At 65.9% G+C, this 14,975-nt stretch carries 13 protein-coding genes; 4 read left to right on the forward strand and 9 right to left on the reverse strand.

Annotated elements, in window-relative coordinates:
* Position 1 precedes the first annotated feature (1 nt).
* A complete protein-coding gene (locus AC2FMM_RS07415; protein WP_496796212.1) occupies positions 2 to 955 on the reverse strand; it encodes a metal ABC transporter solute-binding protein, Zn/Mn family in 954 nt (317 codons plus the stop codon).
* Positions 956 to 1,152: 197 nt separating this feature from the next.
* Between AC2FMM_RS07415 and deoC the strand changes: the two genes are divergently transcribed.
* From deoC to AC2FMM_RS07430, 3 genes are read left to right on the forward strand one after another with little or no spacing between them, the layout of a single operon-like run.
* Positions 1,153 to 2,151: a deoxyribose-phosphate aldolase gene (deoC, locus tag AC2FMM_RS07420; protein ID WP_496796213.1), complete on the forward strand. Its 999-nt coding sequence runs from the start codon at positions 1,153 to 1,155 to the stop codon at positions 2,149 to 2,151.
* Between the two features lie 11 nt (positions 2,152 to 2,162).
* Positions 2,163 to 4,496, forward strand: a complete 2,334-nt coding sequence (locus AC2FMM_RS07425; protein ID WP_496796214.1) for an aldehyde dehydrogenase family protein — start codon at positions 2,163 to 2,165, stop codon at positions 4,494 to 4,496.
* Between the two features lie 27 nt (positions 4,497 to 4,523).
* The gene (locus tag AC2FMM_RS07430) at positions 4,524 to 5,339 is read left to right on the forward strand and encodes an SDR family oxidoreductase (RefSeq protein ID WP_496680600.1); all 816 of its coding nucleotides are present in this window, start codon (positions 4,524 to 4,526) and stop codon (positions 5,337 to 5,339) included.
* Positions 5,340 to 5,359: 20 nt separating this feature from the next.
* On the opposite strand, the gene AC2FMM_RS07435 is transcribed toward AC2FMM_RS07430, so the two are convergent.
* The 7 genes from AC2FMM_RS07435 to AC2FMM_RS07465 all read right to left on the reverse strand — a co-directional run bounded on the left by AC2FMM_RS07435 (position 5,360) and on the right by AC2FMM_RS07465 (position 13,830).
* Positions 5,360 to 6,670, reverse strand: a complete 1,311-nt coding sequence (locus AC2FMM_RS07435; protein WP_496796215.1) for a M16 family metallopeptidase — start codon at positions 6,668 to 6,670, stop codon at positions 5,360 to 5,362.
* On the reverse strand, positions 6,667 to 8,007 hold the full coding sequence (locus AC2FMM_RS07440; RefSeq protein WP_496689408.1) for a M16 family metallopeptidase: 1,341 nt from the start codon (positions 8,005 to 8,007) through the stop codon (positions 6,667 to 6,669). Before AC2FMM_RS07440 ends, AC2FMM_RS07435 begins: the two co-directional genes overlap by 4 nt.
* Positions 8,008 to 8,089: 82 nt before the next feature.
* Positions 8,090 to 8,605: a DUF3035 domain-containing protein gene (locus AC2FMM_RS07445; protein WP_496680591.1), complete on the reverse strand. Its 516-nt coding sequence runs from the start codon at positions 8,603 to 8,605 to the stop codon at positions 8,090 to 8,092.
* A gap of 50 nt (positions 8,606 to 8,655) precedes the next feature.
* The gene (gene lspA, locus AC2FMM_RS07450) at positions 8,656 to 9,132 is read right to left on the reverse strand and encodes a signal peptidase II (RefSeq protein WP_490360251.1); all 477 of its coding nucleotides are present in this window, start codon (positions 9,130 to 9,132) and stop codon (positions 8,656 to 8,658) included.
* Entirely contained in the window at positions 9,132 to 10,721 is a 1,590-nt protein-coding gene (purH, locus tag AC2FMM_RS07455; protein WP_496796216.1) for a bifunctional phosphoribosylaminoimidazolecarboxamide formyltransferase/IMP cyclohydrolase, read from the reverse strand. Before purH ends, lspA begins: the two co-directional genes overlap by 1 nt.
* A 21-nt stretch (positions 10,722 to 10,742) precedes the next feature.
* Positions 10,743 to 12,482, reverse strand: a complete 1,740-nt coding sequence (locus AC2FMM_RS07460) for a heparinase II/III family protein (RefSeq protein WP_496796217.1) — start codon at positions 12,480 to 12,482, stop codon at positions 10,743 to 10,745.
* A gap of 88 nt (positions 12,483 to 12,570) precedes the next feature.
* The gene (locus AC2FMM_RS07465) at positions 12,571 to 13,830 is read right to left on the reverse strand and encodes an RsmB/NOP family class I SAM-dependent RNA methyltransferase (protein ID WP_496710829.1); all 1,260 of its coding nucleotides are present in this window, start codon (positions 13,828 to 13,830) and stop codon (positions 12,571 to 12,573) included.
* An 88-nt stretch (positions 13,831 to 13,918) separates the two neighbouring features.
* Between AC2FMM_RS07465 and AC2FMM_RS07470 the strand changes: the two genes are divergently transcribed.
* Positions 13,919 to 14,101 carry a DUF1674 domain-containing protein gene (locus AC2FMM_RS07470; RefSeq protein ID WP_093964397.1) on the forward strand — a complete coding sequence of 61 codons (183 nt, stop codon included), beginning with the start codon at positions 13,919 to 13,921 and terminating at the stop codon, positions 14,099 to 14,101.
* Between the two features lie 4 nt (positions 14,102 to 14,105).
* Here the strand turns inward: AC2FMM_RS07470 and AC2FMM_RS07475 are convergent, their stop codons facing one another.
* Positions 14,106 to 14,966, reverse strand: coding sequence for a LysR family transcriptional regulator (locus AC2FMM_RS07475; protein ID WP_496683321.1), 861 nt, complete (start codon positions 14,964 to 14,966; stop codon positions 14,106 to 14,108).
* Positions 14,967 to 14,975: the final 9 nt, after the last annotated feature.

The raw sequence follows: 14,975 nt of genomic DNA on the forward strand, positions 1-14,975 counted from the left end.
GTCAGGACCCCGCCGCCAGCTTGCCGTCCATGCCGCGCGCGGGCACATCGGCGCCCAGCCCGCGGGCGATGACGGTGAAGTTGTGATCGAGCATGCCGACATAGGTGCCCTCGTAGGTGCCCGGCGCGCCCATCGCGTCCGAGAACAGCTCGCCGCCCACGGCAACGGTGTGCCCCTTGGCCGCCGCCCCCTCGATCAGCGCCCGAACCGACCGGTCGGACACCGAGCTTTCGACGAACACCGCCGACACCTGCCGTTCGACCAGCATGTCGACCAGTTCTCCGATCCGGTTGAGCCCGGCCTCGGACTGGGTGGAAATGCCCTGAATGCCGGTCACCTCGAACCCGTATTCCGCGCCGAAATAGCCAAAGGCGTCATGGGCGGTGACCAGCACCCGCTTGTCCGCGGGGATCTGCGCCAGAACCTGTTGGCCATAGGCATGCAGGCGGTTGATCCGGTCCAGAAACGCCTGGGTGTTCGCGGCGAACAGGTCGGCAGCCTCGGGGCGCGCCTCGGTCAGGGCCTGCTGCACCTCGATCACGACGTCGCGCCACAGGACCGGGCTCATCCACAGATGCGGGTCGTACTTGTCGGCATAATCGTCATGAGCGCGCAGTTTCGACTTGTCGACCCCCTCGGCCACGGCCACCACCGGGCGCTTGCGGCCGAGATCGTGAAAGAAATCTTCCATCTGCGCCTCGAGATACAGGCCGTGCCACAGAACCAGGTCGGCGCGGGTCATGGCGACGATGTCGCTGCGGGTCTGACGATAGGCATGGGGGTCCACGCCGGGGCCCATCAACGATTTCACCTCGACCTGGTCGCCCCCGATCTGACGCACCGCATCGGCGATCATGCCGGTCGTGGCCACCACCTTCAGCGGGGCCCCGGCCCATCCGGCAACCGGAAGCGTGGCAGCAACGGCAAGCGCGGCAAGAAACTGACGGCGAATCATTTTTGACCTCGGGTTGGGTTCATGTTGACCCCAAATATGAGAACCATTCGCAACTAAGTCAATGCAATTGCGAATTACTCGCAAGAAAACGCCTATTTTGTCCATTTGGTCAAAAACCTGATCCCCGCAGCACGCGACACCTTTCCTTCGCCGGCCTGCCGTGCGATTTTGGCGCAAACCTCCCAAAGGACGTGACAATGGATACGCAGAGCTCAGAAAGCCCCGTGCGCACCGCGCATCTGCCGCAAGTGACCGAGCCCCGAAACCCCGGCATGGAACTGGACCTGGACTGGGTCCGCGCCGTGCAGGCCAACACCTCGGCCATCGAGCGCCGCGCCGCGACCCTGCCTGGGCGGCGGTCGGTCAAGAAAGAATACCAAGCCGCCTGGCTGCTGAAGGCGATCACCATGATCGACCTGACCACCCTTTCGGGCGATGACACCGAGGGCCGCGTTCGCCGCCTATGCGCCAAGGCCCGGCAGCCGGTGTCCCCCGCCCTGCTGAGGGCGCTGGACATGCCGCCGATCACCACCGGCGCGGTCTGTGTCTATCACGACATGATTGAAACGGCGGTGGATGCGCTGACAGGCACCGGCATTCCGGTCGCGGCCGTGTCCACCGGCTTTCCGGCGGGTCTGTCGCCCTTTCACCTGCGCGTGGCCGAGATCGAGGAAAGCGTGAAGGCCGGGGCCGAGGAGATCGACATCGTGATCTCGCGCCGCCATGTGCTGCAGGGCAACTGGCAGGCGCTGTATGACGAGATGAAGGCGTTTCGCGACGCCTGCGGCGAGGCGCATGTCAAAGCGATCCTCGCCACCGGCGAGCTGGGCAGCCTGCGCAACGTGGCGCGCGCCTCGCTGGTCTGCATGATGGCGGGGGCGGATTTCATCAAGACCTCGACCGGCAAGGAAAGCGTCAACGCCACCCTGCCCGTGTCGCTAGTGATGATCCGCGCGATCCGTGACTACTATGACCGCACCGGCTATCGCGTGGGCTACAAGCCCGCGGGCGGGATTTCCAAGGCCAAGGACGCGCTGGTCTACCTGTCGCTGATCAAGGACGAGCTGGGCGGCCGCTGGCTGCAACCCGACCTGTTCCGCTTTGGCGCCTCGTCCCTGCTGGGCGATATCGAGCGGCAGTTGGAACATTTCGTCACCGGGGCATACTCGGCCGGTTACCGGCACCCGATGGGCTGAGGACAGGAACAATGACAGTCAAAGAGATTTTCGAGACCATGGAATACGGACCCGCCCCGGAAAGTGCCGCCGAGGCCCTGGCATGGCTGGTCGATCAGGGCGACAAGTTCGGCCATTTCATCGACGGCGCCTTCACCAAGCCCGGCCAAGGGTTTGAAAGCCGCAACCCGGCCACGGGCGAGGTTCTGGCGACCCTAACCCAAGCCACCCGGGCCGATGTGGACGCCGCCGTGGCCGCCGCGCGAAAGGCGCAACCCAAATGGGAAAAGCTGGGCGGCCCGGCCCGCGCCCGCTACCTCTATGCCATCGCGCGGCTGATCCAGAAACACGCCCGCCTGTTCGCAGTGCTCGAGACGCTGGACAACGGCAAGCCGATCCGGGAATCGCGCGACATCGACATTCCGCTGGTACAGCGGCATTTATACTATCACGCAGGCATGGCCCAGCTGATGGAAGCCGAGCTGCCCGACGCGCAGGCGCTGGGGGTCTGCGGCCAGATCATTCCGTGGAACTTCCCGCTGCTGATGCTGGCGTGGAAGGTGGCCCCGGCGCTGGCCATGGGCAACACGGTTGTTCTGAAGCCGGCCGAATACACCTCGCTGACGGCGCTGCTGTTTGCTGATATCTGCATGCAGGCCGGTCTGCCCAAGGGCGTGGTCAACATCGTCACCGGCGACGGCACGGTGGGCGAGATGATCGTAAAGGCGGACGTGGACAAGATCGCCTTTACCGGCTCGACCGAAGTGGGCCGCCGCATCCGCGAAGCCACCGCCGGGTCGGGCAAGTCCCTGACGCTCGAGTTGGGCGGCAAGTCGCCCTATATCGTCTTTGACGATGCCGACATCGATTCAGCCATCGAAGGTCTGGTCGATGCGATCTGGTTCAACCAGGGCCAGGTCTGTTGCGCGGGCTCGCGCCTGCTGGTGCAGGAGGGCATTGCCAACCGCTTCTACACCAAGCTGCGCGCCCGCATGGACAAGCTGCGCATCGGCAACCCGCTGGACAAATGCATCGACGTGGGCGCGGTGGTGGACCCGGTACAGCTGCAGACCATCAAGTCGATGGTCGAGGGCAACGCGGTGGGCCAGGTTTACCAACCCGGCTGCGAGTTGCCGTCGAATGGCTGCTACTACCCGCCGACGCTGATCACCGGACTCGAGACCTCGGACCCGCTGATGCAGGAGGAGATATTCGGCCCGGTTCTGGTCTCATCGACCTTCCGCACCCCGGCCGAAGCGGTCGAACTGGCCAACAACACCCGTTACGGGCTGGCGGCCACGGTCTGGACCGAGAACGTCAACCTTGCGCTGGACATCGCGCCCAAGCTGGTCGCCGGCGTGGTCTGGGTCAATGCCACCAACCTGTTCGACGCGGCCGCGGGCTTTGGCGGCGTGCGCGAAAGCGGCTTTGGGCGCGAAGGTGGCTGGGAAGGGCTGAGCGCCTATACCAAGCCCAAGGGTAAAACCAAGCCTCTGGCCAGGATCGACCCAGTCGTGGGCGAGGGTGGCCCGGTCGATCCGGTCGACCGCACGGCCAAACTGTATGTCGGCGGCAAGCAGGCGCGGCCCGATGGCGGCTATTCCCGCGCGGTCTGGGGCAAGGCGGGGCTGCTGGGCCATGTGGGTCTGGCCAACCGCAAGGACGTGCGCAACGCGGTCGAGGCCGCGGCGGGGGCGGCGGGCTGGTCGAAAACCACCGGCCATCTACGGGCGCAGATCCTGTATTACATCGGCGAGAACCTCTCGGCCCGCGCCGAGGAGTTCGCGCATCGCATCGACGCGATGACCGGCCGCAAGGACGGTGCGAAAGAGGTCGACGCCGCGATCCAGCGCCTGTTCACCGCCGCCGCCTGGGCCGACAAGTATGACGGCCAGGTGCATGGCGTTCCGATCCGCGGCGTGGCGATTGCGATGAAGGAACCGGTTGGCGTGATCGGCACGCTTTGCGCTGACGAGGCGCCGCTGCTGGGTCTGGTCTCGGCCATGGCCCCGGCGATCGCGATGGGCAACCGGGTGGTTCTGGTGGCGTCCGAGCCCTATCCGCTGGCGGCCACCGATTTCTATCAGGTGCTGGACACCTCGGACGTGCCCGCCGGCGTGGTGAACATCCTGACCGGTAGCCACGAGGAACTGGCCAAACCGCTGGCCTCGCATCTGAACGTGGATGCGGTCTGGTCCTTCTCGTCGTCGAACCTGTCGGCACAGATCGAGAAAGCCTCGGCCGGGAACCTCAAGCGGACCTGGGTGAATAACGCGACGGCATTTGACTGGAGCGTGGACCACACCCGCCGCTTCCTGCAGGCTGCGACCGAGATCAAGAACATCTGGGTGCCCTACGGCGAGTAGGGCTCCCGCATCAGGGGGAGGCTCTGCATGGACTTCGCAGGAAAGACGGTCATCGTCATCGGTGGCACCAGCGGTATCAACCGGGGCATCGCCGAGGCCTTCGCGGCCTCGGGCGCGAAACTGGCCGTGGCCAGCCGCTCACAGGAGAAGGTGGACGACACCATCGCCGCGCTGAAGACGGCGGGCGCGGCCGAGGCGATCGGCGCGGCCTTTGACGTGCGTGATGCTGAGGCGGTCGCCGAGGGGCTGAAACAGTTCCACGCGGCGCTCGGTGATTTCGACGTTCTGGTTTCCGGGGCGGCGGGCAACTTCCCGGCGCTTATGGCGGAAATGTCGGTCAACGCCTTCCGCACCGTGGTCGAGATCGACCTGATGGGCACCGTGCATGTTCTGAAAGGCGCCTATCCCTATCTGAAACGGCCCGGCGGCAACATCATCAACATCTCGGCCCCGCAATCCTACCTGCCCTACGAGGGCCAGGCCCATGTCTGCGCGGCCAAGGCGGGGGTCGATCAGATCACCCGCACCCTGTCGATGGAATGGGGCGTGGAAGGCATCCGGGTGAACTCGGTGGTGCCGGGTTTCATCGAGGGCACCGAGGGCGCCAAGCGTCTCGCCCCCACACCCGACGCGGGCAAGCAGTTGCTTCAGGACGTGCCGCTGGGCCGCTGGGGCACGCCGCAGGACGTGGCCAATGCCTGCCTGTTTCTGGCCTCGGACATGGCCAGCTATATCAGCGGGACGGTTCTGGCCGTGGACGGGGCGCTGTATCAGCGCGGCTCGGGCCGGTTCGGCCAGATGATGGGGCAGATGCTGCGCGACATGGCCGGCAACAAGGGCTGAGCACCGCTCAGCCCCGCACCTCAGTTCGTTGTCTCGAGCCCCTCGGGTTTGCCCACCACCACGAAATGCAGCCCGTCGGGGTCCAGCAGCTCGGCCGCGACGCGGTTCACCTCGTCCAGCGTCACCGCGTTCACCTTGTCGTTGCGGGTGGCGATGTAGTCGATCGGCAGGCCTTCCATCTGCATCCCCACCATGATCCCCGCGATCCGGGCATTGCCGTCGAAGCGCAGGGGATAGGCACCGGTCAGATAGGTCTTGGCGTCATCCAGCTCTTTCTGCGTCACGCCTTCGGTCGCGGCGCGGCGCCATTCGTCACGGATCACCGTGATCGCCTGCGCGATCCGATCATTGGCCGAGGACACCGACCCCAGATAGACCGAGGCCAGATCCTTGGGCACCAGATAGGTCCCAACGCCATAGGTCAGGCCGCGCTTCTCGCGCACTTCCTGCATCAGACGGCTTTCGAAACCGCCGCCGCCGAGGATGTGGTTCAGGATGTAGGCCGCGAAGAAATCCGAGTCGTCGCGGTCGATGCCCTTCTGGCCGAACAGCGCCACCGATTGCGGCGTGTCGAATTCGACCACCGTGACGCCGCCGGGGATGTTCACCTGCGCCTTTCCGGGGATCGGCTTGCCCGTCTCGGGCAGATCGGCGAGCAGATGGTCCAGCAGCGCGCCCAGTTCGTCGGGGGTGACGTCGCCCACGGCGCCCACATACAGCCGGTCCTTGGCAAAGACGCCCTTGTGGGCCGCCACGATGTCATCGCGGGTCAGGGCCGAAACGCTTTCGATCGTGCCCTTCCCGTCCGAGCCGTAAGGGTGATCGCCATAGGCCATCCAGGCAAAGGTCTGCCCCGCGATGGTGTTCGGGTCAGTCTGGTCGGACCGCAACCCCGACAGCACCTGCGCCCGCACCCGGTCGATCGCATCCTGATCGAACCGCGGCTGCTGGATCGTGGTGCGCAGCAAGTCCACCGCCTGATCGCGATTTTCGGTCAGGAACTGGGCCGAGATCGCCACGCTGTCATCCGACGCGTCATAGCCGAAGGAGGCCGCCAGCGACTCCAGCGCCCGCGCGTAGCTGCGCGCATCCATGTCGCCTGCGCCTTCCTCCAGCAGGCCACTCATCAGGTAGACCGCGCCGCGCTTTTCGGGATCGTCCAGCGAGGTGCCCCCGCGGAACCGCAGTTCCAGCGCGGTGAAGGGGATCGAGTGATCCTCGACCAGCCAGGCCCGGATGCCGCCAGGCGAGGTGACCTCTTGAATCTTGATTTCGGCCCAGGCGGGCAGCGCGAACAGCAGGGCAATCAGGGGGGCAAGGAAACGGATCATTGGGTTACCTCGTCATCACGCATCAGCCATCCGGTGACCGAAGCCTCGGGGCGCAGAACGTCGCGCGCGGCAGCGATGATGTCGTCGCCGGTGACGGCCTGCAGAATGTCGGGCCAGGCCTGCACGTCCTCGACCGTCAGACCGCTGGTCAGCGCCCGGCCATAGCGGTTGCCGATTCCGTCGACATTGTCGCGGGCATAGATCTGCGCGGCACGCAGTTGCAGCTTGATCCGGTCCAGATCCTCTTGCTTGACGCCCTCGGCGATGAAATCGGCCACCGCCTGATCCATCGCCTCCTCGGCCTGTTGCAGCGACACGCCCTGCGCAGGCACGACGATCAGGTCAAAGGTCGTGTCATCCAGCGACACCCCGCGATAGAACGCCCCGGCATAGACCGCCAATTGCTGCTCGAGCTGCAGCTTTTCGTTCAGGTAGGATGTGGTGCTACCGCCCAGCAGCTCGGCCAGCAAGTACAGCGCCGCGGCCTTCTCCTGCGCGCCAGCGTCGCGTTCGGGCGCCAGATAGCTGCGTTGGACATAAGGCTGCGACACCCGCGCATCCTTGAAGGTGAGGCGCCGGGCGGCGGTCTGAGGCGGCTCCTGCGAGCGGACCCGCTCGGGCAGGTCGGGGTTGGCCGGGATCACGCCGTAATAAGTCTCGGCAAGGGTCCTGACCTCGGCCGGGTCCACATCGCCGGTCACCACCAGAATCGCGTTGTTGGGCGCGTAATAAGTCTGGTAGAAGGACAGCGCGTCCTCCATGTCCAGTTCTTCCATCTCGTGCTTCCAGCCGATCACCGGAACGCCGTAGCGGTGGTTGAGGTACTGCGCCGCGCTCATCTGTTCACCGAACAGGGCACGGGGGTTGTTCTCGGTGCGCTGGTTGCGCTCTTCCAGGATCACGTCGCGTTCGGTTGCGATGTCCTCCTGCGAGAGCCTGAGGTTGCGCATCCGGTCGGCCTCCATCTTCATCATCAGGCCCAGCCGATCGGCGGCCACGCGCTGGAAATAGGCCGTATAGTCATACGAGGTGAATGCATTGTCATTGCCGCCATTGGCCGCGACGGTGGCCGACAGCTCGCCGGGGGCCATGCTGTCGGTGCCCTTGAACAGAAGATGTTCCAGGAAATGCGCCACGCCGGATGATCCCACCGGCTCGTCCGCCGATCCGGCCCGGTACCAGACCATGTGCTGCACGACCGGGGCGCGGTGATCCTCGATCACCACCACGTCCATACCGTTGTCCAGGGTAAAGGTGGTCACGGCCTCGTGCCCGGTTCCGGCCAGAACCGGGGCTGCGGCTGTCAGTGCGGCGCAAAACGCCAGGACCCGAACCATGGGGCATCCTCCGTCTGTGTCGTTAACCTTCAAACTACGGTGGCGCCGGGCGGGATCAAGAGCGATGACGGAAAGTTAAGGATTATTCATCCGGCGGGAAGGACGGGGTTTCATATCCCTGTCGGCGGAAAGCTTCGGCCTGCTGCCCGGCGTCGATCGACTCGCGCTTGTAGACCTGCGAGTAGCGGTCAACCTTGAACAGGCGCAGACGGGTCCAGCGCGCCTGGCGCGTGCGGAAAGCCTCGTCCTCGGCGGCCAGCGCCTGCCGGGTGTCGGGCGCCACGCCATAGCGGCTGGAAGCCGTGACCAGCGCCGCATCCGACGATGGGATGCCGCCCGCGGGCTTCAGCGCCGCCGCATTGCCGCCCAGCGCGGCCACCGCGTCACCTTTGGGGTTGGGATCGGTCAGGTTCTCGCCGCCCGGTGTGGGGGCGGGCAGAAAGGCATAATCCTTGGGCTGGGTCAGCGGCTTGACCGGCATCACCGAAAACTCGTCAGGCCCCGAGCCGGGCGCTTCGAGATGGCGCAGGCCGATATCGGAACATCCCGCGGCAAGGGCGGCGAGTGTCAGGGCAATGGTTGCGCGCGGCATCCGCATCTTGGTCTCCAGCCTGTTTCACGCGCTTTTATCGCAAAACATCCGGCGCGTCACGAGGGCTTTTTGCCATCCAGCAGTATCAGCCCCAGCGCGCCGGCAAAGATGAACACGTCGGCCAGGTTGAACACATAGGGGTTGTTGATGCCGCAGCAGGACATGTTCAGGAAATCCAGAACATACCCGTACAGCACCCGGTCGACCACGTTGCCCAGCGCTCCGCCGATCAGCAAACCGCCGCAGATCACCATGCGGACGGGCTGCGCGCTGCGCCACAGCCAGATCGCCACGCCCGCGCAGACGGCCAGCGACACGGCCACCAGCGCCCAGCGCGCGGCTTCGGAATTGCCCTGAAACAAGCCGAAATTGATTCCACGATTCTCGCCGTACCGAAAGGTCAGCAGCGGCGGCAGCACGTCGATACCGCCGGGCCGGTCGGCCACGCGCAACACGTGGACGACCAGATATTTGCTGAGCTGGTCGATCGCAAATGCGGCCAGCCCCGCCCAGAGCAGAACCCGGACCCGCATCAGTGACGGAAGTGCCGCATGCCGGTGAACACCATGGCCAGACCCGCCTCGTCGGCGGCGGCGATCACCTCGTCATCGCGCATCGACCCGCCCGGCTGGATCACGCAGGTTGCGCCTGCGGCAGCAGCCTCCATCAGCCCGTCGGGGAAGGGGAAGAACGCGTCCGAGGCTACGGCCGAGCCGATGGTCAGCGGTTCGGGCAGGCCCAGGCTTTCGGCCATGCGCTCGGCCTTCTTGGCAGCGATCAGCGCCGAATCCACCCGGCTCATCTGACCGGCGCCGACGCCCACCGTGGCCTCGTTCTTGACGTAGACGATGGCGTTCGACTTGACGTGCTTGGCCACTTTCCAGGCAAACAGCAGATCGCGCATCTGCTCGGGCGTGGGGGCCAGCTTGGTCACGACCTTCAGGTCATCCATCTCGACATGGCCGTTGTCCTTGTCCTGCACCAGCAGCCCGCCGGCCACCTGGCGGAAGGCCAGCCCGCCCGCGCGTGGGTCGGGCAGCGCCTCGGTGGTCAGCAGACGCAGGTTCTTCTTGGCGGCAAAGATCGCTTTGGCCTCGTCGGTGGCGCCGGGGGCGATCACGACCTCGGTGAAGATGCCGGTGATTTCGCGCGCGGTTTCCGCGTCCAGCGGCCGGTTCAGCGCCACGATCCCGCCAAAGGCCGAGGTCCGGTCGCAGTCGAAAGCGGCCTTGTATGCCTCGAGCAACGTCGCGCCCTTGGCCACGCCGCAGGGGTTCGCGTGCTTGATGATGGCGCATGCGGCACTGTCGCGCGGGTCGAACTCGGCCACCAATTCAAAGGCGGCGTCGGTATCGTTGATGTTGTTGTAGCTCAGCTCTTTGCCCTGATGCTGCACGGCGGTGGCGACGCCGGAACGCCCCGAGCCATCGACATAGAACGCCGCCTGCTGGTGGCTGTTCTCGCCATAGCGCAGGGGCTGTTTCAGCTCACCAGCGAACACGCGGCGCTTGGGGGTGTCGATCTGCAGTGCGTCGGCCAGCCAGCTGGACACGGCCGCGTCATAGGCTCCGGTGCGGGCATAGGCCTTCTGCGCCAGCCACTGGCGGAAGCCCAGCGACGTCTTGCCGTAGTTTTCCTCAAGCTGATCCAGCAGGGCCGAGTAGTCTTCGACATCGACCACCACGTTGACGAACGCGTGGTTCTTGGCCGCGGCGCGGATCATCGCCGGGCCGCCGATGTCGATGTTTTCGATGCATTCGTCATAGCCTGCGCCATTGGCCACCGTTTCCTCGAACGGGTAGAGGTTGACCACCAGCAGGTCGATCGGGCCGATGCCATGCTCCTGCATCGCCGCCACATGGGCGTCATTGTCGCGCAGCGCCAGCAGGCCACCATGCACCATAGGGTGCAGCGTCTTGACCCGGCCATCCATCATCTCGGGGAAACCCGTGACCTCGCTGACATCCGTGACCGCAAGCCCCGCATCGCGCAGCGCCTTGGCGGTGCCGCCGGTCGACAGCAGCTCGACCCCGCGGTCGGCCAGGGCCTTGCCCAGTTCGATCAATCCGGTCTTGTCGGAAACGGAAAGCAACGCGCGGCGCACGGGGTGAAGGTCGGTCATGGGTCCAAAGGTCCTTTTGGCTCAGTCGAAATCGGGCTCGTCCCGGTGCACGTCGCGCACGGCATAGGCTGTATCCTGCGCCTTGCTCAGCGTCCACCGGATGCGCGTCGCATACTCGATTGCGCGGCCGGATAGAACGATCTGTTTTGTCGCGCGGGGCTTCAGACGGCCTTTTTCCAGATAAACGCTTGGCTCAAGAGACAATTTTCCGGCGCCGTCATGGCGAAAAACCCAGATCTCGCCGCTTTTGAGCGCCATCGAAACCGCAGACCCCCCCAGATCCAGCGCGGCGTCCACGTCCGGATGCAGGTGAAACCGGATATCAAAACCGATCCCTGACAGCTTGGATGCGTCAACCGCCCGATCAAATTGGCGTTTTGCCTTGTCGGTGGCCGTCAGAAGGATGTCTTCACCGGTTACCTCCCGCCCGTCAAAGCGCAGCTCGATCGTACGGGCATGGGTAAGCCCGAACACCTTTGCGTACCCATCATGGCCCGCCATCACGCGCGCGCCTTCGAACGAATCTTCGAACTCCACCGGCACCTCGCTCGGGGCGTCCACCATTGCTTCGTTCGCGGTTCCCTTGGCCGGAGCAGCCAACCGGGCGCTGGAGTATCCATCCAGGCAAAGGGTCGAATGCGAAGGCGTGGCGCGCCCTGCCCGACGCCACTCCAACCCGAAGCTTTCGCCCGAACCGCAATTGACGATCAATGGCCGCCGCCCCGAGGTCAGTTCGAAAGCCAGTGTCGAGGCGTGCGCCATGTACGAGGCCGCCTCTTTGGCCGGGGGTGCTGCGTCGATGATCACCGTGGTGCGGGCGGCGGCCAGACGGGCATAGCCCATGGTCAGACCTTTGACGGGTTTGGGTTTGACCCCGCTTTGGGCAAGGGCCTGTTCCAACCGGCCTTCTACGCCGCGGCCACCGCCGTGAAACCGGGCCAGCCCGCCGTCGGCATGACGCAGGCTGCGCAGGGTCGGAGCAATCCGTTTGATTGCTGCCGTCTGAGCGGCGGGCGTGCCGCGCCCGACTTCGCTGAGCGCAGCGGATGTCCAGGCCAGCAGGGTAAAAACCTCAAGCAATTCCTCCGGATTCCGCGTGGGAATGCCGCCTTGGGCGTCGATCTGGGCCTCGCATTCCCGCGCCAGGGCCCGAACGGCCGGGTCCGAGATGTCTTCCATCCCCTCCAGCGCCAATCCTGCCTGAACCAAGCCTGCCAAAGCCTCGAAGCGCGGCAATCCCGGTGTCGCCGCGTGCCAGCGTTTGGACAGGAACCATGTCTGCTGTGACAGAGACCGGAAAAACAGGCGGCTGTGGGCCTCGTCCATACCGCGCAGCAGAAACAGCGCGTGATTGATCCAGCGGATCAGGCGGCGTCCGGTCAGGTCCGGGGCCCAACCCGGACCCTGCCCCTTGCCGTGGGTCTCGATCCAACCCCAGACCCAGCGTTGCGCCTTTTCCCGCGCCGCGGCATCACCCACTGCTGCCAGATCGTCCAGCCAGGCAAATCCATGCCGTTCATCCTCGAACGCAGCGTTGGGGGCTTGAACCTCCCACAGGCCGGTATCGCGGGCCTCGACCAGAAAACCGGCAAACAAGAGATTTCCGGCCACCAGCTGCCGCCCGCGCGCAAATGAACCGACGGTGCGCGGCTCGGGCTGACCGGCAAAGCCGCTGACGGGCTTGCGGCGCTGGCTGAGACGCGCATACAGACGGTTCTGAAACCGCACCCATCGGTTGGCCATGGTGTCCGAATTCGACATGACGTGTGTTGCTCTGCCCCTGCCGCTCTGCTGGCGTTTGAACCAACGATAGCCGGGCCGGTTCGTCAAGTCATCGAAAAGCGACCGGTCAGGCCGATTTGTTCAGGCAGGCGATGTAGAACCCATCCATGCCGCCCAGATCGGGCCAATAATCGGGACGCAGGCGCAACCCGCCTTCATCGGTCAGCCAGTCGGGCTGAACGCCGGGCACCTGCAGCGCGGCGCGGTCCACCTGCATGTCGGGATATTGCGGCAGAGCCTCTTCGATCTGCACTTCGCCTTCGTCGGGCAGCAGCGAGCAGGTGCAATAAACCAGCCGCCCGCCGGGTTTCAGCAGGGTCCAGGCATGGGCCAGCATCCGGGCCTGCAATGCGATCAAGCCGCCGAATTCGGAGCCGTCCTTGGCAAAGGGCAGATCCGGGTGACGCCGGATGGTGCCGGTCGCCGAACAGGGCGCGTCCAGCAGGATCGCATCGTACTGGCCCTGATGGTCCAGCGCGTCGCCGGCGACCACCCGGGCCGACAGCCCGGTCCGTTCGAGATTTTCCCGCACCCGCGACAGCCGGGCCTCGGAAATGTCCAGCGCGGTGATCTCTGCCCCCGCCGCCGCCAGTTGCAGCGTCTTGCCGCCGGGCGCGGCGCACATGTCCAGAACCCGCTCGCCGGGCCGGGGGGCCAGAATCCGCGCCGGCAGGGCAGCGGCGGCATCCTGCACCCACCAGTCTCCGCTCGCATAACCCGGCAGGGCCGAGACCTGACCCGCGTCAGCAACCCGAACCGAGCCGGTCGGAAGTTCGATGCCCATGGGGATCGTTGCACCGGGTTTTGGCGAAAGATCCAGCGGCGCGCCGGCGAAATGGGCCTGCTCCATGCCCTTGACCGCATCCGCACCCCACGCCGCGATCAGCGGTTCGCGCAGCCAGTCCGGCAGGCGCGGCACCCGCATCTTCGGCCAGGCCTCGGGGCCTTCGGCCGCGATCTTGCGCAGAACCGCGTTGACCAGCCCCTTGAGCCGCCCGTGCTTGCGCGAGCGGCCGATGATCTCGACCATCGCGTTCACAACGCCATGCGCGGCCTCGCCTTGGCACAGTTCGACCGTTCCCAGACGCAGCGCGTTTTGGACGGTCAAAGCCGGTGTGCGCCGCAGATGCCCCTCCAGCAGGCGGTCGGCGCGTTCAAGTCCGCGCAAGGTCTCCAGCGTCAGCCGCTGCGCCCGCGCGCGGTCTTCGGGAGCAAGGCGATCCAGCGCCCCGGCCGCCAGGCATTCGGACAGCAAGCGCCCCTCGCCCAGGATCTGATCCAGCAGATAGATGACGCTGCGCCGCGCCTCTGTCGGGGTGTTGGACATGAAACCGCCTTTGCAAGGTTTTCGCCCGCATTGCCATCAGCGGACGAGGGCGTATATCAAGGCCATGCACGGAAAGGAACCCGATGTCATGAGCGACGACCGCACAGATCTGCCACCCGCCGCCCAGCGCGCCTTGGCCGAGGCCGAAGAGCGCCGGCGCAAGGCCGAAGCAGAGGCCAAACCCCTGCCCAAGGAACTTGGCGGGCGCGACGGCCCCGATCCCGCGCGCTATGGCGATTGGGAGAAGAAGGGCATCGCGATCGATTTCTGACCGCTCAGACTGCCGCGCGCAGGGCCTGCAGGAAATCGCCGATCAGGGCCTGCTGCTTTTTCGACTGCGCCCGGTCCCGCGGCCATGTCAGCCAGTATCCGTCGCGGGTTTCCAGGTCGAGACGCCCCAGCCGGATCAGGCGGCCCGAGGCCAGATCCACCGAGGCCAGGGCGACCGACCCCAGAACGACCCCCAGCCCCTGCCGCGCCGCGCTCAGGGCATGTTCCATCGAGTCAAAGCTCAGACCGGCGCGTGGCAGGTCTGTATCGCCTGTCTTCTGCATCCAGTCCTGCCAGCCAGGCCGTTCGCCGCGCAGGTCGATCACCGGCGCGCCCCAGTCGACGCCCGGTGCCGCCATCGGGGTCAGAATCTCGGGCGCGATCAGGTCCGCGGCGCGCCCCGGCCAGTTGCCACGCCCATAGCGGATCTGAAGCCAGGTCCGCTCGTCCTCCAGCGAGGACCGCCGGGCCACCGAATCCGTGGTGACCTGCACCTCGGGCCGCAGGGCGCGAAAGCCCCCCAGGCTGGGCAACACCAGCGCCTGGATATGCGAGGACAGCCCGGCCACCCGCAGCGCGCGCGGGGCGGTGCCGAACAGATCCTCGGTGTTGCGTTCCAACGCGCGCAGGCTGTCCTGCACCAGCGGCAGATAGCTTTCGCCCTCGACCGTCAGCGACACGCCGCGCGCCTCGCGCACGAACAGGGACCGGCCCAGCCAGGATTCCAGATTGGCGATGCGCTGGCTGACCGCCGCCTGAGTCAGGCCGAACTCGCGCGCCGCGGCCGAAAATCCGCCCAGCCGCCCGGCCGCCTCGAAGACGCGCAGCCAGTCCAGCGGGGGCAGGCCGACCTTTTTCTTGCTCATTAGATTTTC

Source organism: Ruegeria sp. BHSC043 (genome assembly GCF_059612985.1).

What these genes read in the sequence shown, in the direction of transcription:
- AC2FMM_RS07415 (WP_496796212.1), bottom strand. Translation starts at nt 955, where the DNA reads ATGATTCGCCGTCAGTTTCTTGCCGCGCTTGCCGTTGCTGCCACGCTT.
- deoC (WP_496796213.1), top strand. Translation starts at nt 1,153, where the DNA reads ATGGATACGCAGAGCTCAGAAAGCCCCGTGCGCACCGCGCATCTGCCG.
- AC2FMM_RS07425 (WP_496796214.1), top strand. Translation starts at nt 2,163, where the DNA reads ATGACAGTCAAAGAGATTTTCGAGACCATGGAATACGGACCCGCCCCG.
- AC2FMM_RS07430 (WP_496680600.1), top strand. Translation starts at nt 4,524, where the DNA reads ATGGACTTCGCAGGAAAGACGGTCATCGTCATCGGTGGCACCAGCGGT.
- AC2FMM_RS07435 (WP_496796215.1), bottom strand. Translation starts at nt 6,670, where the DNA reads ATGATCCGTTTCCTTGCCCCCCTGATTGCCCTGCTGTTCGCGCTGCCC.
- AC2FMM_RS07440 (WP_496689408.1), bottom strand. Translation starts at nt 8,007, where the DNA reads ATGGTTCGGGTCCTGGCGTTTTGCGCCGCACTGACAGCCGCAGCCCCG.
- AC2FMM_RS07445 (WP_496680591.1), bottom strand. Translation starts at nt 8,605, where the DNA reads ATGCGGATGCCGCGCGCAACCATTGCCCTGACACTCGCCGCCCTTGCC.
- lspA (WP_490360251.1), bottom strand. Translation starts at nt 9,132, where the DNA reads ATGCGGGTCCGGGTTCTGCTCTGGGCGGGGCTGGCCGCATTTGCGATC.
- purH (WP_496796216.1), bottom strand. Translation starts at nt 10,721, where the DNA reads ATGACCGACCTTCACCCCGTGCGCCGCGCGTTGCTTTCCGTTTCCGAC.
- AC2FMM_RS07460 (WP_496796217.1), bottom strand. Translation starts at nt 12,482, where the DNA reads ATGTCGAATTCGGACACCATGGCCAACCGATGGGTGCGGTTTCAGAAC.
- AC2FMM_RS07465 (WP_496710829.1), bottom strand. Translation starts at nt 13,830, where the DNA reads ATGTCCAACACCCCGACAGAGGCGCGGCGCAGCGTCATCTATCTGCTG.
- AC2FMM_RS07470 (WP_093964397.1), top strand. Translation starts at nt 13,919, where the DNA reads ATGAGCGACGACCGCACAGATCTGCCACCCGCCGCCCAGCGCGCCTTG.
- AC2FMM_RS07475 (WP_496683321.1), bottom strand. Translation starts at nt 14,966, where the DNA reads ATGAGCAAGAAAAAGGTCGGCCTGCCCCCGCTGGACTGGCTGCGCGTC.